The organism is Nostoc sp. CALU 1950, assembly GCF_051172895.1.
Lineage (GTDB): Bacteria > Cyanobacteriota > Cyanobacteriia > Cyanobacteriales > Nostocaceae > Nostoc > Nostoc edaphicum_A.
The window spans coordinates 13,896-36,172 of the sequence record NZ_JBDNJQ010000080.1 but is presented as its reverse complement, the minus strand read 5'-3'; the positions used below and the strand labels follow the sequence as shown (position 1 = coordinate 36,172).

16 protein-coding genes are annotated in these 22,277 nt (G+C 39.7%); 9 read left to right on the top strand and 7 right to left on the bottom strand.

The genetic code is table 11. The features are described 5' to 3' along the window. Window positions 1-485: 485 nt before the first annotated feature. Window positions 486-659, bottom strand: coding sequence for a hypothetical protein (locus ABF638_RS21165; protein ID WP_435024954.1), 174 nt, complete (start codon window positions 657-659; stop codon window positions 486-488). 252 nt (window positions 660-911) lie between these two features. On the opposite strand from ABF638_RS21165, the gene ABF638_RS21160 reads away from it, so the two are divergent. Continuing rightward, entirely contained in the window at window positions 912-1,331 is a 420-nt protein-coding gene (locus ABF638_RS21160; RefSeq protein ID WP_435024953.1) for a hypothetical protein, read from the top strand. 483 nt (window positions 1,332-1,814) lie between these two features. On the opposite strand, the gene ABF638_RS21155 is transcribed toward ABF638_RS21160, so the two are convergent. The 5 genes from ABF638_RS21155 to ABF638_RS21135 all read right to left on the bottom strand — a co-directional run bounded on the left by ABF638_RS21155 (window position 1,815) and on the right by ABF638_RS21135 (window position 5,493). Next, the gene (locus ABF638_RS21155) at window positions 1,815-2,216 is read right to left on the bottom strand and encodes a hypothetical protein (RefSeq protein ID WP_435024952.1); all 402 of its coding nucleotides are present in this window, start codon (window positions 2,214-2,216) and stop codon (window positions 1,815-1,817) included. Window positions 2,217-2,386: 170 nt separating this feature from the next. After that, a complete protein-coding gene (locus ABF638_RS21150; protein WP_435024951.1) occupies window positions 2,387-3,175 on the bottom strand; it encodes a lipoate--protein ligase family protein in 789 nt (262 codons plus the stop codon). Window positions 3,176-3,185: 10 nt separating this feature from the next. Further along, complete coding sequence (gene coaBC, locus ABF638_RS21145; RefSeq protein ID WP_435024950.1) at window positions 3,186-4,424, bottom strand: bifunctional phosphopantothenoylcysteine decarboxylase/phosphopantothenate--cysteine ligase CoaBC; 1,239 nt, start codon at window positions 4,422-4,424, stop codon at window positions 3,186-3,188. Between the two features lie 97 nt (window positions 4,425-4,521). Next, complete coding sequence (gene isiD / locus ABF638_RS21140) at window positions 4,522-4,734, bottom strand: protein IsiD (protein ID WP_435024949.1); 213 nt, start codon at window positions 4,732-4,734, stop codon at window positions 4,522-4,524. A gap of 153 nt (window positions 4,735-4,887) precedes the next feature. Further along, the gene (locus ABF638_RS21135) at window positions 4,888-5,493 is read right to left on the bottom strand and encodes an alpha/beta hydrolase (RefSeq protein ID WP_435024956.1); all 606 of its coding nucleotides are present in this window, start codon (window positions 5,491-5,493) and stop codon (window positions 4,888-4,890) included. Between the two features lie 333 nt (window positions 5,494-5,826). Here ABF638_RS21135 and ABF638_RS21130 point away from each other — a divergent pair, with 333 nt between their 5' ends. The 4 genes from ABF638_RS21130 (at window position 5,827) to ABF638_RS21115 (ending at window position 10,753) form a co-directional block, all read left to right on the top strand. Next, window positions 5,827-6,204, top strand: coding sequence for a DUF1823 family protein (locus ABF638_RS21130; protein ID WP_435024948.1), 378 nt, complete (start codon window positions 5,827-5,829; stop codon window positions 6,202-6,204). A 581-nt stretch (window positions 6,205-6,785) separates the two neighbouring features. Then, window positions 6,786-8,444 (top strand): alpha-amylase family glycosyl hydrolase, encoded by a 1,659-nt coding sequence (locus tag ABF638_RS21125; RefSeq protein ID WP_435024947.1) that lies wholly within the window; start codon window positions 6,786-6,788, stop codon window positions 8,442-8,444. 198 nt (window positions 8,445-8,642) lie between these two features. Further along, window positions 8,643-9,698: a 3-deoxy-7-phosphoheptulonate synthase gene (locus ABF638_RS21120; protein WP_435024946.1), complete on the top strand. Its 1,056-nt coding sequence runs from the start codon at window positions 8,643-8,645 to the stop codon at window positions 9,696-9,698. A gap of 614 nt (window positions 9,699-10,312) precedes the next feature. Further along, the gene (locus tag ABF638_RS21115; protein ID WP_435024945.1) at window positions 10,313-10,753 is read left to right on the top strand and encodes a thermonuclease family protein; all 441 of its coding nucleotides are present in this window, start codon (window positions 10,313-10,315) and stop codon (window positions 10,751-10,753) included. Between the two features lie 95 nt (window positions 10,754-10,848). Here the strand turns inward: ABF638_RS21115 and ABF638_RS21110 are convergent, their stop codons facing one another. Next, the gene (locus tag ABF638_RS21110; RefSeq protein ID WP_435024944.1) at window positions 10,849-11,895 is read right to left on the bottom strand and encodes a low specificity L-threonine aldolase; all 1,047 of its coding nucleotides are present in this window, start codon (window positions 11,893-11,895) and stop codon (window positions 10,849-10,851) included. 741 nt (window positions 11,896-12,636) lie between these two features. On the opposite strand from ABF638_RS21110, the gene ABF638_RS21105 reads away from it, so the two are divergent. From ABF638_RS21105 to ABF638_RS21090, 4 genes are all read left to right on the top strand, one after another. Continuing rightward, a complete protein-coding gene (locus ABF638_RS21105) occupies window positions 12,637-13,419 on the top strand; it encodes an ABC transporter ATP-binding protein (RefSeq protein ID WP_181930524.1) in 783 nt (260 codons plus the stop codon). A 108-nt stretch (window positions 13,420-13,527) separates the two neighbouring features. Then, complete coding sequence (locus ABF638_RS21100; RefSeq protein WP_435024943.1) at window positions 13,528-14,994, top strand: MlaD family protein; 1,467 nt, start codon at window positions 13,528-13,530, stop codon at window positions 14,992-14,994. Between the two features lie 290 nt (window positions 14,995-15,284). Next, complete coding sequence (locus ABF638_RS21095; RefSeq protein ID WP_435024942.1) at window positions 15,285-20,552, top strand: trifunctional serine/threonine-protein kinase/ATP-binding protein/sensor histidine kinase; 5,268 nt, start codon at window positions 15,285-15,287, stop codon at window positions 20,550-20,552. Window positions 20,553-20,707: 155 nt separating this feature from the next. Further along, window positions 20,708-22,165, top strand: coding sequence for an ATP-binding protein (locus tag ABF638_RS21090; RefSeq protein ID WP_435024941.1), 1,458 nt, complete (start codon window positions 20,708-20,710; stop codon window positions 22,163-22,165). Window positions 22,166-22,277 lie beyond the last annotated feature (112 nt).

Sequence of the window (22,277 nt, the reverse complement as noted above, 5' to 3'; positions counted from 1 at the left end):
ACATATTTTGGGCTGTTTTTATCGGATTTTTCTTAACATTCAACACTTTTGGTTTTTATAGATAGATTTTAAGTTTGATTGTATCACGAGTATGATTTAAAAGACTTTTCAGGCTCTATGAGCTATTAGTTATCGAAAATAAATTTAAATATGGATTTGACAAACAGTTACCCACAGCTATTACAGATTCATGGATAATTGTAAAAAGTTGCATTGATTTCAAAGAGGGATTTACCTCTCCCCATAGTGTAGCTTCACTTAACCCGCATTTCTCACAAGCTTCTCTGCTTTGATGGAGCAGAGGGGCGGAGGGGCAGAGGGGAAAGAACAAGGCACATTGTAACTCTAAATACGGTTAAATACTGTTAAGACTATTACTGAGCCAAAACCGCCCTCATAAAATACAAGAAGGAAAGGAAAGCAACGGGGAAGCGATCGCTCCTCGTAGTGAAAATCAGTACATTGATTCAGTTCTTTTCAGTTGTTTATAAGACTCTAGGAAACAGCAGACGATCGCTTGGAGCGATCGCACTTCCCTGATCTAATCTTCGCACAAGATTTCCCACCAACACCCCACTCATGACTCCAATTGCCCACATCGGCAGGGCTTTCGGCAATGAAAGAGAGAATTGATTGACGAGGTGATGGACTAGCCTCATAAGAGCGAAGCGATCGCTCTTTGAGGAAAAATTTTTGGTTTACTGTTTTTTAGTCAATGTGTCAGTTTAATTATTGTCCACTCAGTAAATACAACAAGCTTTGGGCTAAAATTACGTTTTAGTGTGTGCAATTATCCAAATATCCAAATTTTAGATAATATTTCTATTGTCTAAAATCAGAAATACGAGGAATTAGTGAGCGCACTGAAATTTGGTTGTTCACTAATCGTAAGATTTTCAGAGGGTACTACCATGCAAAACATTTTAAAACGCGCATTTCTACCTGGCTTGATGGCTGCTACTTTAGCTGGTACTGGCTTAATCCCGGTTCAACCTGCTTCTGCTGATGACCGAGTTCTTAATAATGCAGCCATTGGAGCCGGGGCAGGTGTATTAAGTGGGGTTGTAACAAATTGTGGTTCGGTATTAGACAATGCTTTTAAAGGTGCTGCTGCTGGTGCTGCTGTTAATGCTGCCAATGGTGCAAGAAGCACCAGAGCCAGAAGAAGAAACGGACGTTTACCTGTTCAAGATATCGGTGTAGGTGCTGGTGCTGGTGTATTGGCAGGTGCAATTTCTGGTGGTTGTAGAACTACCTGGAAAAATGGTGTCAATGGTGCTGCTGCTGGTGCTGCGGTTAATTTATTAGATAAAAGACCCAGAAGAAGATAATCTGTTATTGATAACTCGTAATTTAGTCACCCAGCACGAATTATCAATAAAAATAGAAACATCAAAGTGGTATCTCTCATGCAGCAGATTAAGCGATTCCTGCGGTGCTAAACTACGCCCCCCAGTTCCATTTTCTTAGAGGAACAAAGGGGCGATCTCAGTAGTTCACAATGAAGTTTTTTAAATAATAGCGGCTCCTGTACATCGTTGAATTGCCTGAACTCTAACGCTCCAACAGGAACTTTACCCAAATCACTAAATTCATACTCAGGTGGGGTTAAGTATAGGTTTTTTCTTAACACTCCAGCTTTGAGTAAACCAGAGGTAATTAAGTAGGAACTAATAGGGTAGTTTTTGGCTCCGTACTCCTGTAGGGAAAACGCATCTTATTTACTAATCAAAACTAAGAGAGATTTCAAAATGACATAGATAATAGCCTTATCTAGTTTGAGTCTTGGTGTATTTCATCCTGATTCAGGCTCGTCAATATTTAGATGCGTTTGCCCTGGAATCCTGTCCCAAAATTTTGGTTTGATCTGAATAAGTCTCGTGTTGCTTTATCCCATCTGCAACTTCCTTCCTCGGCTCTTTAGTATTGTCAAAGGGTTTATTAATTCTTGCTTTTGTTCGTTCCCACCCTTTTGCCGTTTGCTGTTCTTGCTGTGGGTCTTGTGGCGGAATTCTCCCTTCTAATCCTCTAATTGCGACTTGCCACCGATCTAGTTTCCCCAACTCCTCAATTACTAAATTTACGAAGGGCTGTTGTCTCTGCTGCCGCAAGTCTGTAATTGCCTGCTGTCTTGCCATATAATCCATCGGTAGCAACCGTTGTGCTTCCTGTTGGGATGTCGCTCCTTTGTCAGAGCCTCCGCAGTTCCCTGCCACTCACGCACGTCCTCAAAGTACATGGCTATGTATAATACACATTACATTTTAAGGTGTTTACACTAAATGATGTAAACAAAAAAGTCAAGTTTCTATTTGCACTCCAAAACTACCCTATACAGTAATTTTATTTACAAAAAACTTGGCATTGTACGTATTTACTACATAATCTAAAGTTTTGGAGTAGGCAATCGCACCTCATAAAGCGATCGCAATTTGAGGATATCTTGCCATTCGAGATCAGTGAATGGTTGGGTAACTAGTTCTATGCCAAAGTACTGTTTTGCCGTCTCTGTCAGTGTATCCACAATCTTGACAATCCAATCATCCTGTTCCTGTGTGTTACAAAGTGAGGTATTCCACGGTGCTGGTTGTTCAAAGATTTCCTGAAATAAACCTTTGTCTGTAGACAAAATCATTGAGCCGTGTTGAAGAATGGTATTTCTTCCCTTGCGTTGGGCACTACCAATGAATTTACTTCCATCGGCAGTAACTAAGTCAGCTGCGGTTGCTGTATTGAAGCAACTGGGATTGTGAATGTAACCTCGTCCAGCAGAACCATAATTTAACTCAATACCCAAGGTTTGCCAGCCTTGGATCAAAAAGTTACAGATTTTTTCATAAGTACCCCAGCTTTTTCCAGTACTAGCTGAGGTAATCAGGGCGTAGCTTAAATCTCCTTGATGGAGAACAGCTCTACCTCCCGTTGGCCGACGAACTAGATCGAGTTCCTGTCCCTGGTAAATCAGATTATGCCACTGGGAAGGCCATTGTTTTTGCAGATGTCCCAAAGAGAGGGCGTGGGGATACCAGGTATAAAAACGCAGGGTAGGTTGGTGCTGTCCCTTTTCAAATTGGTTGAACAACCAAGCATCGATCGCCATTTGCACTGCTCCTGATGTCTGAAGCATCGGGATGAAACGCCAAGTGGATGGTGACTCGGTTGCTAGTTGTCTCATCTGTTTCAGACTATGGAAAGGAAAGAAAATCAAATAATTGATGCGCCATTTCTAATTTAGAACAAGGTGCAATTTCTACCTGATTTCCTTGGCTATCTAAAAATATCGCTTGATTATTATTGCTACCAAAACCACTATCAGGTTGATCGATGGGATTGGCAACGATCGCATCTAATTTTTTCTTCTGTAATTTTTCTAACGCAGGCTTGACAATATCGCCAGTTTGTGCAGCAAAACCAATTAACATCTGATGCGGCTGTTTAAGTTTTGCTAATTGGGCGACTATATCGGGTACTGGTTCCAAAGGTAAAGCTTGGGGGAGCGATCGCTTGGGCAATTTTTCTGTACTATAATCTTTTGGCTTCACATCTGCCACGGCTGCTGACATCACAATGATATCAGCGTTGGGTAAACATTCCACCATCACGTGCTGCATTTGCTCGGCACTAATAACGGGAATCCCTTGTACTCCTAATGGTACATCCCAATTAGCTGGGCCATGTACCAAAGTAACGTTTGCGCCTCGGTGAAGTGCTGCTTGCGCTAAAGCTAATCCCATTTTACCTGTGGAAGGATTGCCAATAAACCGCACTGGGTCAAGATACTCTCGCGTTCCCCCGGCGCTAATTAACACTCGTTTACCGACTAAATCTCGTTTACCTTGAGTGTGTAACAACGATTGGATGTGAGCGAATATTTCTGGAGGTTCTGCTAATCTACCAGCACCGATGCGATCGCACGCTAATAATCCTGATGCTGTATTCATCCCATGATATCGACTATCGATCAATAGCTGTTGCCAATTTCGCTGCACTGATAGCTGTTCCCACATATCCGTATTCATTGCGGGTGCTAACAGCACGGGACAAGTAGAAGCTAGCACGGTATTTGTGAGTAAATTATCCGCCATCCCGTAGGCTAACTTTGCTAATGTATTAGCTGTCAAAGGAGCAATTACCATGACATCTGCCCATTCACCCAACTCAATATGCAACGGACGAGAGTGAATTGGTTTCCAGAAATCATCATCGGTGTAGGCGGGATGACGAGATAGAGTGGCTATTGTCAGAGGCGTGATAAATTCTTGCGCCGAACGGGTGAGGATGACTCGAACCTCCACCCCAGTTTTAAACAGTGTCGAAACTAATTCACAGATTTTGTAGGCGGCGATACCGCCACCTACACCTATTAGAACCCTGTTAAATTTTGGATTTTGGATTTTGGATTTTGGATTTAAGGGAGATTGCATTGGTAATTTTGGATTAAGCAAGTGATACATTAACCCTAATCATTGATTGTAGCCAGTTGACTTCAATCTAAAATCTAAAATCTAAAATCTAAAATTGCTACGCTTCATCGTAGGCTTCCAAGTCTAAGAGGTAGATATAGGGTTCAACTAACTCTGGACGCTGAAATGCGATCGCTCGCAATAGATGCCAATCATTTAAACCCTCAAAAGCATTACTATAATTGTCTAGCTCCAGACGTGTAGCCAGTTCTTCTACTTCTGCCGCAGTCATGGCAGCAATTTCTTTCCTGGAAATGCTTAGAGTTGTCATAATGCTCGCCCCTCCCTTATGCAGCACGCGCCTTCAGCATGGGTTAAGTTGCGCTGAACGCAGCCACCCTATATATATTACTCATTAGAGGTGATTCATTTCGTGAAATTTTTAGCATTTATACCAGAATTTATAAAAAATTCGTAATTCTGACTAGCCAATTAGATTTACAACGAAATTCCGTAGCACCTCTAACGTTTGTGGATTTATTTCATGCCCCATGTCAAATTCGTGATATTCTACCGCCACTCCTAGAGACTGTACAGTTTCTCGTGCCTTCAAAGCAGCTTTTAGGGGTACAACTTCATCATATCTCCCGTGGCTGATTAAAATCGGTGGAATCCCACTTTTGGCTGATGTTAGGGCATCAGGATGTAAATACCCACTCATAGCAGCTAAACCTGCTAGGGGTAATTTTGATCCGACATCTAAAGTCATTGCCCCACCTTGAGAAAATCCACATAAAATGGTGCGTGATAAAGGTACGCCAGTGGTACTTTCTAAAGATTCCAAAAAATCTGTTAGCAGTTGCCGACTTTCTACCAACCCTTCATACATATTTTCCACCCGCAGGTCATACCATGCCCTCCCTACAGGGGAATAGGGATAAGGATAAGGTGCATTGGGTAATACAAACTGGTAATCAGGTAAGTTGAGCAAGGGTAACAATGATGCTACATCTTCAGCATTAGCTCCCCAACCATGCAAAGTAACAATTAAACCTGCGGGGGGTTGAGAAGTGGCTCTAGGAACGGTAATAACTTGTAAAGACAGAGGTTTACTCCTAAAATTTTACTCTTTTAATAAATCCTATCTCTTCAAGCAGACTTAGTATTTAGCTAATTTCCTGCTTGCCAAAGGAGGAGAATAGAAATGTAATTCTTCTTTATACTTCTGTTTCCAGAGAATACCACGTTCTTTTACAGGTCGCTGACCGCTGCCTTTAATTCCATCATAAAGATCATTATAAAAATAAAATTATCCCTATCTTTGGGATTGTAGCAAGGTAGTGATAAAGTATTTTTTACTACCTACTAATTGTTGTAAATTTAATTAATAGTCAATTTTTCCACTTGTAATTTTGAACTGTTTATGTATAACCTGCCGCCACTCAATACAGAAACAATTTGGGCAATTATTGAAGATAAATTTGATGATGCCACAGTTAATCAGTTGCTATGGCATTATTTAGGCTATCGCTATGACTCCTCAACTGCACAATGGGACGCTAGCCAAGTTGCACCAGAATGGCAGAATGATTACCCACAACCACCAGATTTTATGGAATCTCGCCCCGCAACAGTTAAGTTGACTCGTTCTATTCCTGCTGAAAATAAACAAATGTTAAAAGAAAAACTGGGCTTCAAAGGATATAAGATTGGTGAATTTGGGCCTCGGCAAACCCGCAGGGCAACAGCGGCAAATTGGTTGTTAAGTTATCTACAACAAACTAACGGCAAAATTGAGTAATCTTATCAGCAGATATTTTGCAAAAAATATCCTATTTTTACCGACTAGATCAATCCGATTTGATTGTGTGAAAAACTCTAAGTATATTTGGTGTATGTTACGTTTTTCGTAATGCACCACCCGAAGATTTTAGTGAGTTAGCAGATGGCATAAAACAACGCCAGTTGCCACAACGAATAGCATAGCTTTAGCTAGTAAAAAAGCATCGGGAAGCTTTGCAAAGCACTGGCTCTCCTACGTGTATTTTAAAAATAAAATATGAGTCTTATATTTACCATATTAGAGTTGAATAAAAAAGTATTGATTTAGTTATTTAATTTTTGCAGTTATATGTAATAGGGATTAAAAAAATTAGTTTTATAGACCAAATTTGCAGTACAGTAAATCTGTATTTTAGTCAATTAACAAGTGCTGTGATATAGCTAAAAATTAAAAATATCTAGTTAAGATTTATAAAGTTTTGATCAATTATTCCTGAAGATAGAAGCACTGCTGAACTAATTATTTCTCTAGAGCGATTTGCAAATTCAATTGAGCATCAGAGAATACTCCTATCAACCCTTGATATTACAAACACTTCTATGGCAAAGCCAATTGAATTTAATTTATTTGCACCTTACAACAAAGGAGCCGCATTAATTGGTTCTTTTTCTGATTGGCAAGACATTCCAATGGAAAAAGGTGATGATGGTTATTTTCGTACAAGTGTTGAACTAGAAGATGGCGATTATAAATATAAATTTCGCGTTCAATCAAATTCATGGTTTTTTGAACCAGAACAATGGGTTGAGGTTACAGACCCTTATGCAACAGATATAGATGAATTGAGTGGAAAAGATGATGGTGTTATCCACATCAAAGATGGGCAAAGGATTACTGATACATACGTTTGGCAACATGATGATAAACCTTTACCTGCTGACCACGAATTGGTAATTTATGAATTGCATGTTGGTGACTTTTCTGGTGGCGAGGATGACCCTTATGCACGAGGTAAGTACAAACATGTGATTGAAAAGTTAGATTATTTGTGTGAACTGGGAATCAACGCTATTGAGTTGATGCCGCTTAAAGAATATCCTGGTGATTATAGCTGGGGTTATAATCCACGTCATTTCTTTGCAACAGAATCAAGTTATGGTTCTACTGCTGGGTTGAAAAAATTGATTGACGAGTGTCATGGAAGAGGCATTCGTGTAATTATTGATGGTATTTATAACCACTCAGAAGCATCTGCTCCCTTAACACAAATTGACCACGATTATTGGTATCATCATGAACCTCGTGATCCTGATAATAACTGGGGTCCTGAGTTTAATTATGAACATTATGACGAAAAATTAGAGATTCATCCAGCGCGGGAATTTATTGGTAATACAATCCGTTTCTGGATTGAGGAATATCATCTTGATGGTATTCGCTATGATGCAGCGAGGCAAATTTCTAACTACGACTTCATGCACTGGATTGTTCAAGAAGCCAAAAAAACTGCTGGTGCAAAACCTTTTTATAATGTTGCTGAACACATTCCTGAAACTACCAGCATTACCAATGTAGATGGACCAATGGATGGTTGTTGGCATGACAGTTTTTATCACTGCATTCTAGAACATATCTGCGGTGATACATTTGATTTAGAGCGTCTCAAAGATGTTATTGACTGCAAGCGCCAAGGCTTCTTGGGTGCCACCAATGTAGTAAATTACCTCACCAACCATGACCACCACCACATTATGGTAGAACTGGGGAACCGTGAGATTTTTAACGAAGAAGCCTTTAGGCGGGCTAAATTAGGAGTAGCCATCCTCATGACTGCTGTTGGCGTACCTTTGATTTGGATGGGAGAAGAATTTGGCGAGTACAAACCTAAACAACCTGAATCATCAAAAATTGATTGGACACTGTTAGGTAATGATCTCAATCGTAGTTTATTTGAATCATACAAAGGTCTAACCAACCTGCGTAAAAGTAATCATGCACTTTACACAGAAAATATTGATTTTATCCACGAAAATGCAGATGCAAAAGTATTAGCTTATACTCGTTGGAATGATGAAGGTTCTCGTGTAGTCGTAATAGCAAATTTCTCAGAAAACTTCCTCGCTGGCTATCATGTTCCTAACTTTCCTAGTGCTGGTACATGGCACGAGTGGACAGGCAATTATGATGTCGAAGCTGGTGATGATGGCATCATAACTGACTTGGGGCCATACGAAGCTAAAGTATTTGTATGGCAGTAAAAATATACACTACAACTCAATCAGTAGTCCAATAGCAAATAAAAAGGGGGAAAATATTTCCCCTTTTTCATTTATTATCTTAATCGTCTACAGTCTAATTAGAAATTTGTCAAGCATAAAACAGGCTATTTTAAAAGATCATGGGTTTGTGTTACAATTCTGAATTGAAGTGCGTATATAAAATTGCCAAATCATCCCATGCACAACACATTATTTAATAGTAATATCGACAACGCGAACATTGAGAACGATCGCATTTTATTAACTCCTAATGAAGTCAAATCAAAATTACCTTTAACACAATTAACAGAACAAAGAGTTTTAGCATATAGACAAGAAATAGAACATATCCTAGATTTTCAGGATCGCAGAAAATTTATAGTAGTTGGCCCATGCTCAATCCATGATCCAAAAGCAGCGCTCGAATATTCTAAGAGGTTGAAAATATTGGCCGAGCGAGTCCAGGATAAGCTGCTACTAATTATGCGAGTTTATTTTGAAAAACCAAGAACAACCGTAGGCTGGAAAGGGTTAATTAACGATCCAGAGATGGATGATTCTTTCCATGTAGAGAATGGGTTATTAATTGCACGGGAGCTATTATTAAAAATTACAGAACTGGGATTACCTGCTGGCACAGAAGCACTAGATCCGATAATCCCTCAATACATTAGTGAACTGATTACATGGTCTGCCATTGGAGCACGCACCACCGAATCACAAACTCACCGCGAAATGGCAAGTGGACTTTCAATGCCTGTGGGTTTTAAAAACGGTACTGACGGCAATATTCAAGTAGCTTTGAATGCTCTCCAATCAGCCGGAAACCCGCATAATTTTCTCGGAATTAATCAAAACGGACAGGTGAGCGTATTTCAAACTAAAGGTAATGGTTATGGTCACGTAATTTTAAGGGGTGGTAGTCAAGCCAACTTTGATGCAGCAAATGTAAAAGTGGTAGAAGAGAAATTAAAACAGGCAAATTTACCACCGAGAATTGTTATTGACTGTAGCCACGGCAATACCAATAAAGATTACAAATTACAAGGTGCTGTCTTAGAAAATATTATTCAGCAAATAGTGGATGGTAATACATCAATAGTTGGCATGATGCTGGAATCGCATTTATATGAAGGTAGTCAACCAATTACTGGTAAGGAAGAATTAAAATACGGTATTTCTGTAACTGATAAATGTATTGGCTGGGAAGAAACCGAAAAAATCATTTTGGCTGCTCACGAAAAACTTAAATAAACACTAAGTGATATTTTGCCCCAGAAGATACTCTCTGCTTGTGGCGACCCCTTTAAAAAGCAGGGCTATTGTATCCATAAGGGCAAAAAGTTTGTCAATCTGGAGTTTAGAGGTTGCTTGAAAAGTCTAAATTATTACTTGCCGCGGCTACACATACAAAACCCGCCTACGCGGGTTATAAAACAATACGGTTCATTTAAGGGCTAATTGTACAAAATTGTGGGTTTTTGAGACGCGATAAATCGCCGTCTCTACAAGTGTTTTGGTCTTATCTGAACTGTATTGGGTTATAAAACTCGATTTTCTGCTAGTCCATGCAGGTGGACTTAGCTTGTGTAGTAGCGAATTATATTCGCTCAAAACTTTTTAAACATCCTCTTAGACTAAAGGTAGGCGATCGCTAACAAAAAAATGTACGTCTAGTTATGATACATTCAATCCAAAGGAGAATCGCTATAGCTTAGGCAGTTATGCGATCGCACTTCCTTATGTAAATGCATTTTACCACTACAGGCGATATCTATTATTTTTACTTACAACTTGTGAGTTAAATCACACTAGCAATCTAAGCACTGAAATAAAATTATATTTATGCATAAAATATTACGGACAAAATGATGGAGTTACTTGAACTAATTTTGGTGCTAGCTACAGTAGTTGGTATTGCAGACGGGAACACAATTTTAGTTAAAGATAATGCAGGACAAACAACCACAATAAAGCTAGCGTGTATTAATGCACCAGAGGCAAATGGTCAGCCATCTGGTTTAGCAGCAACACAAAAACTAAAACAGCTACTACCACCTCAAACTCCTGTCGTAATTAGAAACACAGAACAACTCAAAAACGGTCATGCAGCTGGTGAAGTGTTTGTGAATAATCGGTCAGTAAATCTCCTTTTGGTAGAGTCAGGTAATGCTGTAGTTGACCGAGAATCTTTACAAAATTGCTACGAGAGCAAAACCCAATTTTTAATTGCAGAAGCTAATGCTCAAAATAAGCGCTTGGGATTGTGGCAGCAACCAAAAGTGCGGTTGAAGTTTAATGCCAAATAAGCACTTATATTGTAAGTTATTACTAATTGTATTTACTTAATTTAGGGCAGCTTTAGGATTGCCGTACTTATTTCATTATTTTCCATTTTTTATATTTATCTTTTGTCAAGAGTTGCGTTTTTAATATCACCAATCAATTCATCAATCCTTGATTGAGTAGTGTTCCAAGAACACATGAAACGTACTCCTCCTACACCAATAAATGTATAAAATTGCCAGTTCTTGGCTTTTAAGCTGTGAATGATTTGTTCAGGTAATTTAACAAATACGGCGTTGGCTTCTCTAGGAAACATTAAGTCAACGCCTTCTATGTTTAATAGTTGATTTTCTAAGTATTCAGCACATTGATTAGCATGTCTAGCATTTTTTAGCCAAGCACCAGTTTCCAATAAACCCAACCAGGGAGCGGAAATAAACCGCATTTTTGAAGCTAGCTGTCCTGCTTGCTTGCATCGATAGTCAAAATCCTCTGCTAATGCTTTGTTGAAGAAAAGAATGGCTTCACCCAATGCCATGCCATTCTTTGTACCACAAAAACACAATACATCGATTCCAGTTTTCCAGGTAATTTCAGCAGGACTTTGATTCATAGCGGCAACTGCATTTGCAAAACGAGCGCCATCCATGTGAATCTTTAAGTTATACTTTTTCGCAATTTCTTTAATACTTAAAAGTTCTTCAATAGAATATAAAGTTCCTAATTCAGTTGATTGTGTAATACTAATAACTTTAGGCTTGGGATAATGAATATCAGTCCGCTTAGTGACAATAGCCTCGATAGACTCTGATGTTAATTTGCCATTTTTACCTTGAGCAAGTAACAGTTTAGAACCATTAGATGCAAATTCCGGTGCGCCACATTCATCTGTTTCTATGTGAGATGTCTCATGACAAATAACGCTGTGATATGACTGACAAAGAGCAGCTAAAGATAAAGAATTTGCTGCTGTACCGTTAAAGGTAAAAAATACTTCACAATCAATTTCAAATAGTTCCCGAAAATAATCTGTGGCTTTTTGAGTCCATTCATCATTTCCATAAGCTGGAACACTACCATGATTTGCCCTAATCATATATTCCAGTGCTTCAGGACAAATACCAGAAGAATTATCACTTGCAAACTGTTCTAATTGGCTACTCATAATTTTTACTTTGATTTTTTAACAGTAATTGTTACAATACTAGTAAATATTTTTGGACTTTGCCAACTCCAAGATTGACAGGTAAGGCTATTAAACTCTCCAATCATCTATTGAAGAAGAATTCAGAAGTCAGAATGGGCTAAACGCCCCGCTACCGCTAACAGGAGTCAGAATAAATCAGTCGGGGATTCAGACCCGCGACTAATTGAATAACTTTGGATGGCAGTAAAATAAATTTTTCTATAGCTATACTTAATCATTCATGAAATAAGGTGTTGGACTTATATAAAAAGTTGAAAATCTGAAGATTTTGATCTTCATAAATTAAATTTGATTTTTATATCTTGTATAAACCTATTAATTAGATTTTTGTTGTCGGAGCTTTTCTCTTAGTAGTTATAACAAGGCTGAGTACATTTATACTAATAAGCAATTTTGCTGATGTCTACAGAAAATTAGAGTCTTAGTTTACCATCACTGAGACGTTTAATTACTACGGTGTCTTTGTCAGCCTTGCGTTGAGAGTATTTTGGGACGTGGAACATCACAAATGACTAAATATTATGTTAAAAAAATAAAGTTTGCTAATCAGAATGCTAATCATATACTTATGATGTACTATACAATGCCCTACCAATAACTATGACATCACTATTGGGCATATTTGTCCTTTGTTAGTTCTCAGTAGTCATTTGTTTATTTTCTACTGACTAATGACCAATGACCAATGACTAATAACTAATGACTGAACCATTGATTGAACTGAAAGGTGTTTCTAAGTCCTTTGGTAGCCATAAAGTTCTAGATAATGTAGACTTGACCATTTACCGGGGAGAAGCACTGGGGATTATTGGCCCATCGGGGACTGGTAAATCAACTATCTTACGAGTAATGGCGGGGTTACTTACTCCCGATGAAGGAGAAATTTATGTGCAAGGAGTGCGGCGAGACGGTTTGATTGAGGATGGTGGCCAGCAAGTTGGCATTGGTATGGTGTTTCAACAGGCGGCGCTATTTGATTCGCTGACAGTGGAAGAGAATGTAGGATTTTTACTTTATCAAAATTCAAAGCTGCCGCGATCGCGCATCCGAGATTTGGTAAAAGAAAAATTGGAGATGGTAGGTTTACCAGCAATAGGCCACCTCTACCCAGCCGAACTTTCCGGGGGAATGCGAAAACGGGTGAGTTTTGCCCGTGCGATTATGTCTAACCCCGATAGTCCCAGCGAAGGCGCAGAAGTTCTACTATACGACGAACCAACAGCCGGACTTGATCCCATTGCCTCAACAGTAATCGAAGATTTAATCCGCCATTTGCAATGTTTACATGGAGTTTGTAGTACTTATGCTGTTGTTACCCACCAAGACAGCACTATCCGTCGTACAGCTGATAGACTTATATTTCTCTATGAAGGTAGAGTGCAGTGGGAGGGTACAGTTAGTGAAATATACAACACAGAAAATCCCTTGATCAGACAATTTATTAGTGGAAGCGTTCAAGGCCCGATTAAAGTCGCCGGCTAGAAACTCAAAAGTGAGGGGTTAAGAATGAGGAATAAGGAGTTAAATTCAACTCTTGACTACTAACTTTTAACTCCCAATTGGTTGTTGGTTGTTGGTGGAGGTAAAAAAATGCGAGGTCTTATGACAAGCCGCTTCGCGTCTGGGCGAACATTTAGAGAAGGTTCTGTGGGGTTATTACTCCTGCTAGGACTAGGGGTATTTGGATTACTTTTTCTGTGGTTAAATAGGTATACTGCTGCTGGTCGTTCATACAAAATTATTGTAGAATTTGCCAACGCTGGCGGAATGCAAAAGGGAGCAGCAGTTCGCTACCGTGGCGTTAAGGTAGGAACTATTTCCCAGGTTAGACCAGGGCCAAATGCCATCGATGTAGAGATTGAAATTGCCCAAACTGACCTAATTATCCCCCGGAATGTAGTAGTGGAAGCTAATCAAAGCGGGTTAATTAGCGAAAGTATTATCGATATCACACCAAGAACAACCTTACCTTCTGGGGTCGTGACTGCTAAACCCCTAGATAAAAGTTGTGATACCAGTCTCATAGTCTGTAATGGCTCTCGGTTAAAAGGTCAGGTTGGTATCAGTGTTGATGCACTCATTCGCAGTTCAACTGAGCTAGCTGCTGTATACAATGACCCAAAATTTTATAGAAATATTAATAGGGTTTTAGAAAGTACCACAGGTGCAGCATCCAGTTTTACTGAGCTAAGTCAGGATTTACAAGGTTTAACCAAAAGTTTACAACAACAACTTACTACCTTTTCTGCCACAGCTAATTCAGTGCAACGGGCGACAAACCAACTTAATACATCCGCGAATCAAACAGTAAATAAATTTGGTGAAACTGCAACTCAAGCAAATCGATTGCTGAACAACCTGGATAATCTGTTGACAACAAATCGTTCGGCGCTAGTTGGTGCGTTGAACAATATTACCGAAACCAGCAACCAGCTGCGTGTTACAGTCAGTAGCTTATCACCATCTGTCAATCGATTGACTCAAGGAGAATTACTCAACAATTTAGAAGCTCTTTCAGCAAATGCAGCGCAAGCTTCAGCTAATTTACGCGATGCTTCTCAAACTTTAAATGATCCAAAGAATGCGGTGCTGCTGCAACAAACCTTAGATTCAGCACGAGTAACTTTTGAAAATACCCAAAAAATTACATCTGATTTAGATGAATTGACAGGTGATCCTAATTTCCGCCAAAATCTGCGGCAATTGGTAAATGGTTTAAGTGGTTTAGTCTCTTCTACACAACAGATGCAGCAACAAGTGCAGGTTGCTACTACTCTAGATTCGGTAAAAGCTGTTGTGAGCAAACCAAAGAATCTAATTCCTACCCCAGAACCAACCCAACAGGCGACGTTTAATGACAAGTCCTTACCCGTCTACGTGATTAATCCCTCACCGACTAATTTTGGAAATATCGACACCAACCTTGAAGCAACCCCCAGTCCGTCTACCCCTAACTCATCCCAAGAAAACCTATTGAAGCAGCTGCGGGAGTATGGCAAGCAACGGGAGCAACTGGAAACAGGGGAAGAGGCAATACAAGTTGAGAATTTTAAGTAAGAATTTTACTGTAAAGCAAGTGTGTTGAAGCTGATTGACACCACTCGTCAGAACATTGAAAAGCTCATAATGTCGTTGACTGGCGTCGATAGCTGGATTTAGATCCCCGACTTCTTGAAGAAGTCGGGGATCTGGGCATCAACTTTTGCTTAAGTTAAGTAAATGATCTCGTAACAAAATCTCCAGAATTAGCAGCGCACTTGCTTAAGAATGCAGCAAGCTGATGGGTACACTAACTCTAACAAAGTGACTGGGACAGCATTAACCCACTTTTGAGGAGTACCCAAATTATGCTCATGCTTTCCGGCTATCAAATTATTGAACAAATCTACGAAAGCAGCAATTCTCTGATATATCGAGGCTACCGGGAAGCCGATAATCAACCTGTAATTCTCAAAACCCTGCGAGATGTTTATCCCTCGCCAGAACGTATTGCTTGTTACCAGCGTGAATATGACATTATCCACAATCTTCATCTCACAGGAGTTGTTCAAGTTTACGCTTTGGAAATTCACCAACAACGACCAGTTTTAGTTTTAGAAGATTTCGGCGGTAGTTCTTTAGCTCAATCGCAACTAGCTGGAGAAATCGAGTTAGAACAGTTTCTTCGATTGAGTATTTCTATTGTCGAAAGCCTTAAAGAAATCCACGCTGCTAATATTATCCATAAAGATATTAACCCATCAAATATTGTCTTTAATCCCAATACTAGACAGATAAAAATTATCGATTTTGGTATTTCCACAGTTCTGTCACGAGAAACCCAATCATTTAAAAATCCTAATGTTCTAGAAGGCACTATTACCTATATTTCTCCTGAGCAAACGGGGCGAATGAATCGGGCGATTGACTATCGCAGTGATTTCTATTCATTAGGAGTAACTTTCTATAAATTACTAACAGGAGAAGTGCCGTTTTTAGGGGATGATCCTCTAGCGTTGATTCATTGCCATATTGCGAAACAACCACCACTTTTAGGGGATAGGGAAGGGATTCCCCAAGTGCTATGTGAGATTGTAATGAAACTGATGGTGAAGAATGCCGAAGACCGCTATCAGTCTACTTCTGGGATTCAGGCTGATTTAGAACAATGTTTGCATCAACTGCAAAGCAATGGGAAAATCGATGTCTTTGCGTTAGCTAGTCAGGATATCTCCGATCGCTTTATAATTCCGCAAAAGCTCTATGGACGAGAACCAGAATTAGAGAAGCTATTGGCGGCTTTCGATCGCATCACCAATGGTACAACTGAACTAATGCTAGTCGCAGGCTATTCTGGAGTGGGCAAATCAGCTTTAGTAAATGAGGTTCATAAACCCATTACAGCCAAACGCGGCAATTTTATTACTGGTAAATATGACCAGTACCAACGTAATATTCCTTACTACGCTATTTCTCAAGCATTTAATGACCTGTGTAATCAATTATTGACCGAAAGTGAATCCGTTTTGAAACAATGGCAAGAAAAAATATTAGCTGCTGTTGGCAATAACGGACAGGTTTTAATTGATGTCATTCCCAATTTAAAATTGGTGATTGGCGAACAACCTCCCGTAGCTCAAGTAAGTGGACAAGAAGCCCAAAACCGTTTCAATCTGGTCTTCCAAAACTTTATCAAGGCGATTTGTCAGGCGGAACATCCCCTAGTTTTGTTCGTTGATGACTTGCAATGGGCTGATAGTGCTTCGTTAAAACTGCTCAAGATTATTTTAGGCGATCGCAACATTCAAAATTTCCTCATCGTCGGAGCCTATCGAGATAACGAAGTGGATTCCATTCATCCCCTGGTGATGACTTTGGACGAAATTGAAAAAGAGGGCGGATCTGTATCCAAGATTCATTTAGGAAACCTCACCTCAAAAGATGTGAATGCTTTAATTGCGGAAGCATTGGGCTGCTCAACCATCTTTAGTCAGGCATTAACTAACTTGGTTTGCGAAAAAACTCAGGGAAATGCTTTCTTTATCACTGAATTTTTGAAATCTCTCTATACAGATATGTTACTCAGCTTTGATTACACAAAAAAGCAGTGGCACTGGGATTTAGAGCAGATTCAAGCTAAGGATATTACTGATAATGTTGTGGAATTAATGACAAGGAAAATTGTCAATTTAGCAGAAATTACTCAGAAAAATTTGCAATTAGCTGCTTGTATTGGTAATAATTTTGATTTATCTACATTGGCTGTGATTTCTCAACAATCAGCCAAGGAATTAGTAGAGCATTTATTACCAGCCCTAAAAGAAGGTTTAATTGTTTTCTCAAATAATCAATATCATCTGAAAAATTTTCGGGATGAGCAAAAAGCTAGTAAAGCTACTTGTAAATTCCAGCACGATCGCGTCCAGCAAGCGGCTTATTCTCTGATTTCTGAAGGGCAGAAGCAAGCAACTCATCTAAAAATTGGGCGGCTGATGTTGAGCAACACATTAGCAACAGAGCAAGAAGAGAAAATTTTTGAAATTGTTAATCAATTAAATATTGGTGCAGATTTAATTAACATTCAAAGCGAACGCAATGAGTTAGCCAATTTTAATTTATTGGCGGGACGTAAAGCTAAGGCATCTGCCGCTTATGAGGCTGCTTTGGGATATTTTTCACTGGGCATTCAATTACTAACAGCAGATTCTTGGCAAACAAATTATTATCTCACCTTGTCATTATTTGAGTCAGCAGCAGAAGCAGCATTTGTGTACGGCGACTTTGCCCAAATGAATAGATGGATAGAGGAGGTACTACAAAATGCTCAAACTTTGTTGGACAAGATGAAAGTTTATGATGTCAAAATCCAAGCCTTTTCAATCCAAAACAAATTGCAAGCTGCGACCACAACTGGTCTAGAAGTGTTACAAGCCTTGGGAATTTACTTTCCCTCTGTTCTGAGTTCCTTAGAACTGAACAAAGTGCTACAGCAAACAGCAGATCGTCTGGCGGGAAGGAAAGTCGAAGACCTAATCAACTTGCCTCAAATGCAAGAAGCCCACCAACTAGCAGTAATGCAAATTCTTTCCAGCATTATGTCACCTGCCTTTCGGGGAGGACATGAGATACTGCCATTTATTATTTTAGAGATGGTGAATTTATCTCTGGAACATGGCAATACAGCACTATCAACAGTTGGCTATGTGATGTACGGTTTAATTCTCTGTGGAGCCTTGGGAGAGATTCCATTGGGCTATCAATTTGGTCAACTCGCTCTGAAGCTGTTAGAACTTTACGACGCTCGATATCTCGAATGTCATATCAAATTTGTCTTTAATGTTAGCGTCTGTCATTGGCAACAACCAGTCCAGAAAACCCTCAACCCTTTAAAAGAAGCCTATCAAATTGGTAGAGACCGAGGAGATATCCAATTTTCCGGTGTGTGTGCAGTTTATGAGAGCATACATTCTTGGGTGTGTGGAGAAAACTTGGTGGAAGTTGAACGGCAAATCTCTAGCTACCATTATGTCTTCCGTCAAGTCCAGAACAAAATGGCTCTTGAGTATCTAGCTATTTATTGGCAGTTAACCTTAAATCTGCTAGAGGAAACTGAAAATACTTGTCTTTTAAGTGGGGCAGCTTATCGGGAGGAGCAAATGCTACCCTGGCATAAGCAAGTTAACGATCGCACTGGTCTAGCACACATATATTGCTCGAAGCTTATTCTCTGCTATCTTTTCCAAGATTTCCCCCAAGCCGCAGCCAATGCTCACGAGTTGGAAAAGTATGTAAATGCAGTAATAGGAACCACAATCGTAGCACTTTTCAATTTCTACGATTCTCTGACAGCCTTAGCTTTATATACTGATGCGCTGCCATCATTACAAGAAAGCTTATTAGAAAAAGTCACAACCAATCAAGCCCAAATGCAGAATTGGGCAAACTACATGCCGACAAATTTATTGCACAAATTTTATTTAGTGGAAGCTGAACGGTATCGAGTTTTAGGGCAAAAAGCTGAGGCTATTGAGATGTACGATCGCGCGATCGCCAAAGCGACAGAACATCAATATCTCAACGAACAAGCCCTTAGTTCTGAACTCGCCGCCAGATTTTATCTTGAATGGGGTAAAGAAAAAATCGCCCAAGATTATCTACTCAATGCCTACTATGCCTACACTCGCTGGGGTGCTAAAACTAAACTAGAAGATTTAGAAAAACGCTATCCCCAATTTTTCACCCAAACCCCAAGAAACTCTCAATTTCCAACCTCTAAAATCACCTCCACTAGTACCACCTTATCAACTTCCTTAGATTTCAATAGTGTTCTCAAAGCCTCCCACGTTCTAGGGCGAGAAATTAAGCTCGATATTTTGTTGACTAAATTGATGACAATCATCATCGAAAATGCTGGGGCAGAAAAGGGATATTTACTACTCAACCAACAGTCAGAATGGCAAATTAGAGCATCAGGAACAATTGAGTCAGATACAGTTAAAGTCACTGAAGCTATCCCCATAAAAACTTTCAGTAAACCAATATTATCTAATGCTATTATCGACTACGTTGCCCGGACTAAGGATAGTGTAGTATTACATGATGCCGTTAATGAAGGTAACTTCACTCGTGATTATTACATTCATCAACAGCAACCTAAATCTATTCTGTGTTTTCCTCTCCTCAATCAAGGCAATTTGATCGGGATTGTTTATTTAGAAAATAATCTTATAACTGGAGCCTTTACACCAGATCGGATGGAAGTTCTCAATTTGCTTTCTTCTCAAGCTGCCATCTCCATCGAAAATGCTACTCTCTACAACACCCTAGAAGAAAAGGTAGCCGAACGAACTCAAGAATTATCTCAAGCTGTAGAAGACCTCAAAGCTACCCAAAAGCAACTGGTGGAATCTGAGAAAATGGCGGCTTTGGGTGGTCTTGTGGCTGGAGTTGCTCATGAAATCAATACACCTGTGGGCACTAGTATCACCGTTGCTTCTACATTAGCTGATGAAACGCGATCGCTGATTATGGCCGTCGAGGAAGGTCAATTAAAGCGTTCAGTTTTAAACAACTATTTGGAAATTGCCAAGGAAAGTACTGAATTGCTTCTCAGCAACCTGAATCGTGCCGGAGAACTGGTGCAAAGCTTCAAGCAAGTAGCTGTGGATCAGACTAGTTTGGAACAACGGACATTTTCAGTCAAGCAGTATTTGGAAGAAATCGTCACAAGCTTAACTCCCAAACTCAAACAAGCTTCCCATATCTTGATTGTGACAGGAGATGAAACTGTTAGAATCAACAGCTATCCTGGGGCTTTGGCGCAAATTATCACCAACTTAGTGATGAACTCCCTGAATCATGGCTATCAACTTCATGAATCAGGACAGTTGCGAATTGAGGTGAAGCAAGAAAACCAGCGCGTTGTAATTCAATATAGCGATGATGGTTGTGGTATTCCGCAAGAAAACTTAACCAAAATTTTTGAGCCTTTCTTCACCACCGCTAGGCAACAAGGAGGCAGTGGTTTAGGTCTGCATATTGTCTATAACTTAGTTACTCAAAAGCTACAGGGGACAATTGATGTTGATAGTGAAGTAGAAAAGGGAACCCTATTTACAGTGACACTACCTCTGTAAGAGTGCTGAGTGCTGAGTGCTGAGTGCTGAGTTAGGAGTTTGGAGTTTGGAGTTTGGAGTTTGGAGTTTGGAGTTTGGAGTTATTTCTCTTATCTCCCTCATCCTTATTTTAGCAATACTATTTTTCTTGTTCTTTTTTACAAAGTTGGTTGACAATGCTTAACAATACCCAGATATCTCTCTCACCAACAGGCGATGAAGTCTTCGTGTTTGAAGATGATCGAGAGCAAATAAGTGATAAAACTCAATTAACTCCTTGGACAGCAGAATCTCAGGCACAAGAGACATTAGAAGCTTGGAAAATAATTATTGTGGACGATGACGTTGAAGTTCACCAAGCGACTAAGTTAGCTTTGAGAAGTTTTACCTATGAAGGGAAACCTTTAATTTTCCTCTCAGCTTTTTCAGGAATAGAAGCCAAAAAGCTGATTGCAACTCACCCAGATACCGCGTTTATTTTATTAGATGTGGTGATGGAAACTAATGATGCTGGGTTAAGGGTAGTTAAGTATATTCGGGAAGAGTTAAAAAATCAGATTGTGCGGGTGATTTTACGCACAGGACAACCGGGAGATGCGCCTGAAGAATCAGTGATTCTAAACTATGACATCAATGATTATAAGTTGAAAATAGAATTAACTCGCCAAAAGTTAATTACAAGTGCGATCGCAGCTTTAAGGTCATATCGCGATTTAATCACCATAGAAAAACAAACAGCACAATTAACTCAAGCATTGCACGACCTGCAAGAGACACAATACACTCTCGTGCAAAAAGAAAAAATGTCGGCACTGGGCAACCTCGTTACAGCCATTGCCCACGAAATTAATAACCCAATTAATTTTATTGCAGGCAACTTAAAACCTGCACAGGAATATATTCATGATTTATTAGCACTAATCAATCTTTATCGGCAAACCTTTCCTGAACCAGGAGCAGAAATTGAGGAAGCGATCGCCAAAATCGATTTAGACTATCTCCAAGAAGACTTGCCCAAACTCATCTCCTCCTTGAAAGAAGGTAGCGATCGCATCCGGGGAATTAGCGCCAGTCTCCGCACCTTCTCTAGAGGAGATTGCGATCGCAAGGTTCATTTTAATATTCATGAAGGTATTGAAAGTACATTACTCATCCTCAAGCACCGAGTCAAAGCCAATGAGCATCGCCCTGGGATTGAAGTAGTCAAAAATTACGGGACAATACCTCAATTAGAATGCTTTCCTGGGCAAATCAACCAAGTTTTTATGAATCTCATCGCCAACGCCATTGATGCTTTAGAAGAATCTAACAAAGGGCGTAGTTTCCAACAAATTAAAGATAATCCCAATCAGCTCACAATTTCCACTACCTTGTCTGAAGATCGTCATCATGTCTTGATCCGAATACAAGACAATGGCGCGGGAATGTCCGAAAATGTCAAGCAAAAACTATTTGGTTATTTATTTACCACCAAACCAGTAGGTAAAGGCACTGGTTTAGGACTAGCCATTTCCCGGCAGATTATAGAAGAAAAACATGATGGACAACTCACAGTGACATCTGAGTTAGGCAAAGGCACAGAATTAGCGATCGCCATTCCAGTCGAGAGCAGAGAAAAATCAATTAAAAATTAAAAAACTTCTTTCTGCCTTGGCTATATCAATCATTAGTCATTAGTCATTTGTCATTTGTCATTAGTTTTTCCTCCCCTGCTCCCCTGCCCCCTGCCCCCCTGCTCCCCTGCTC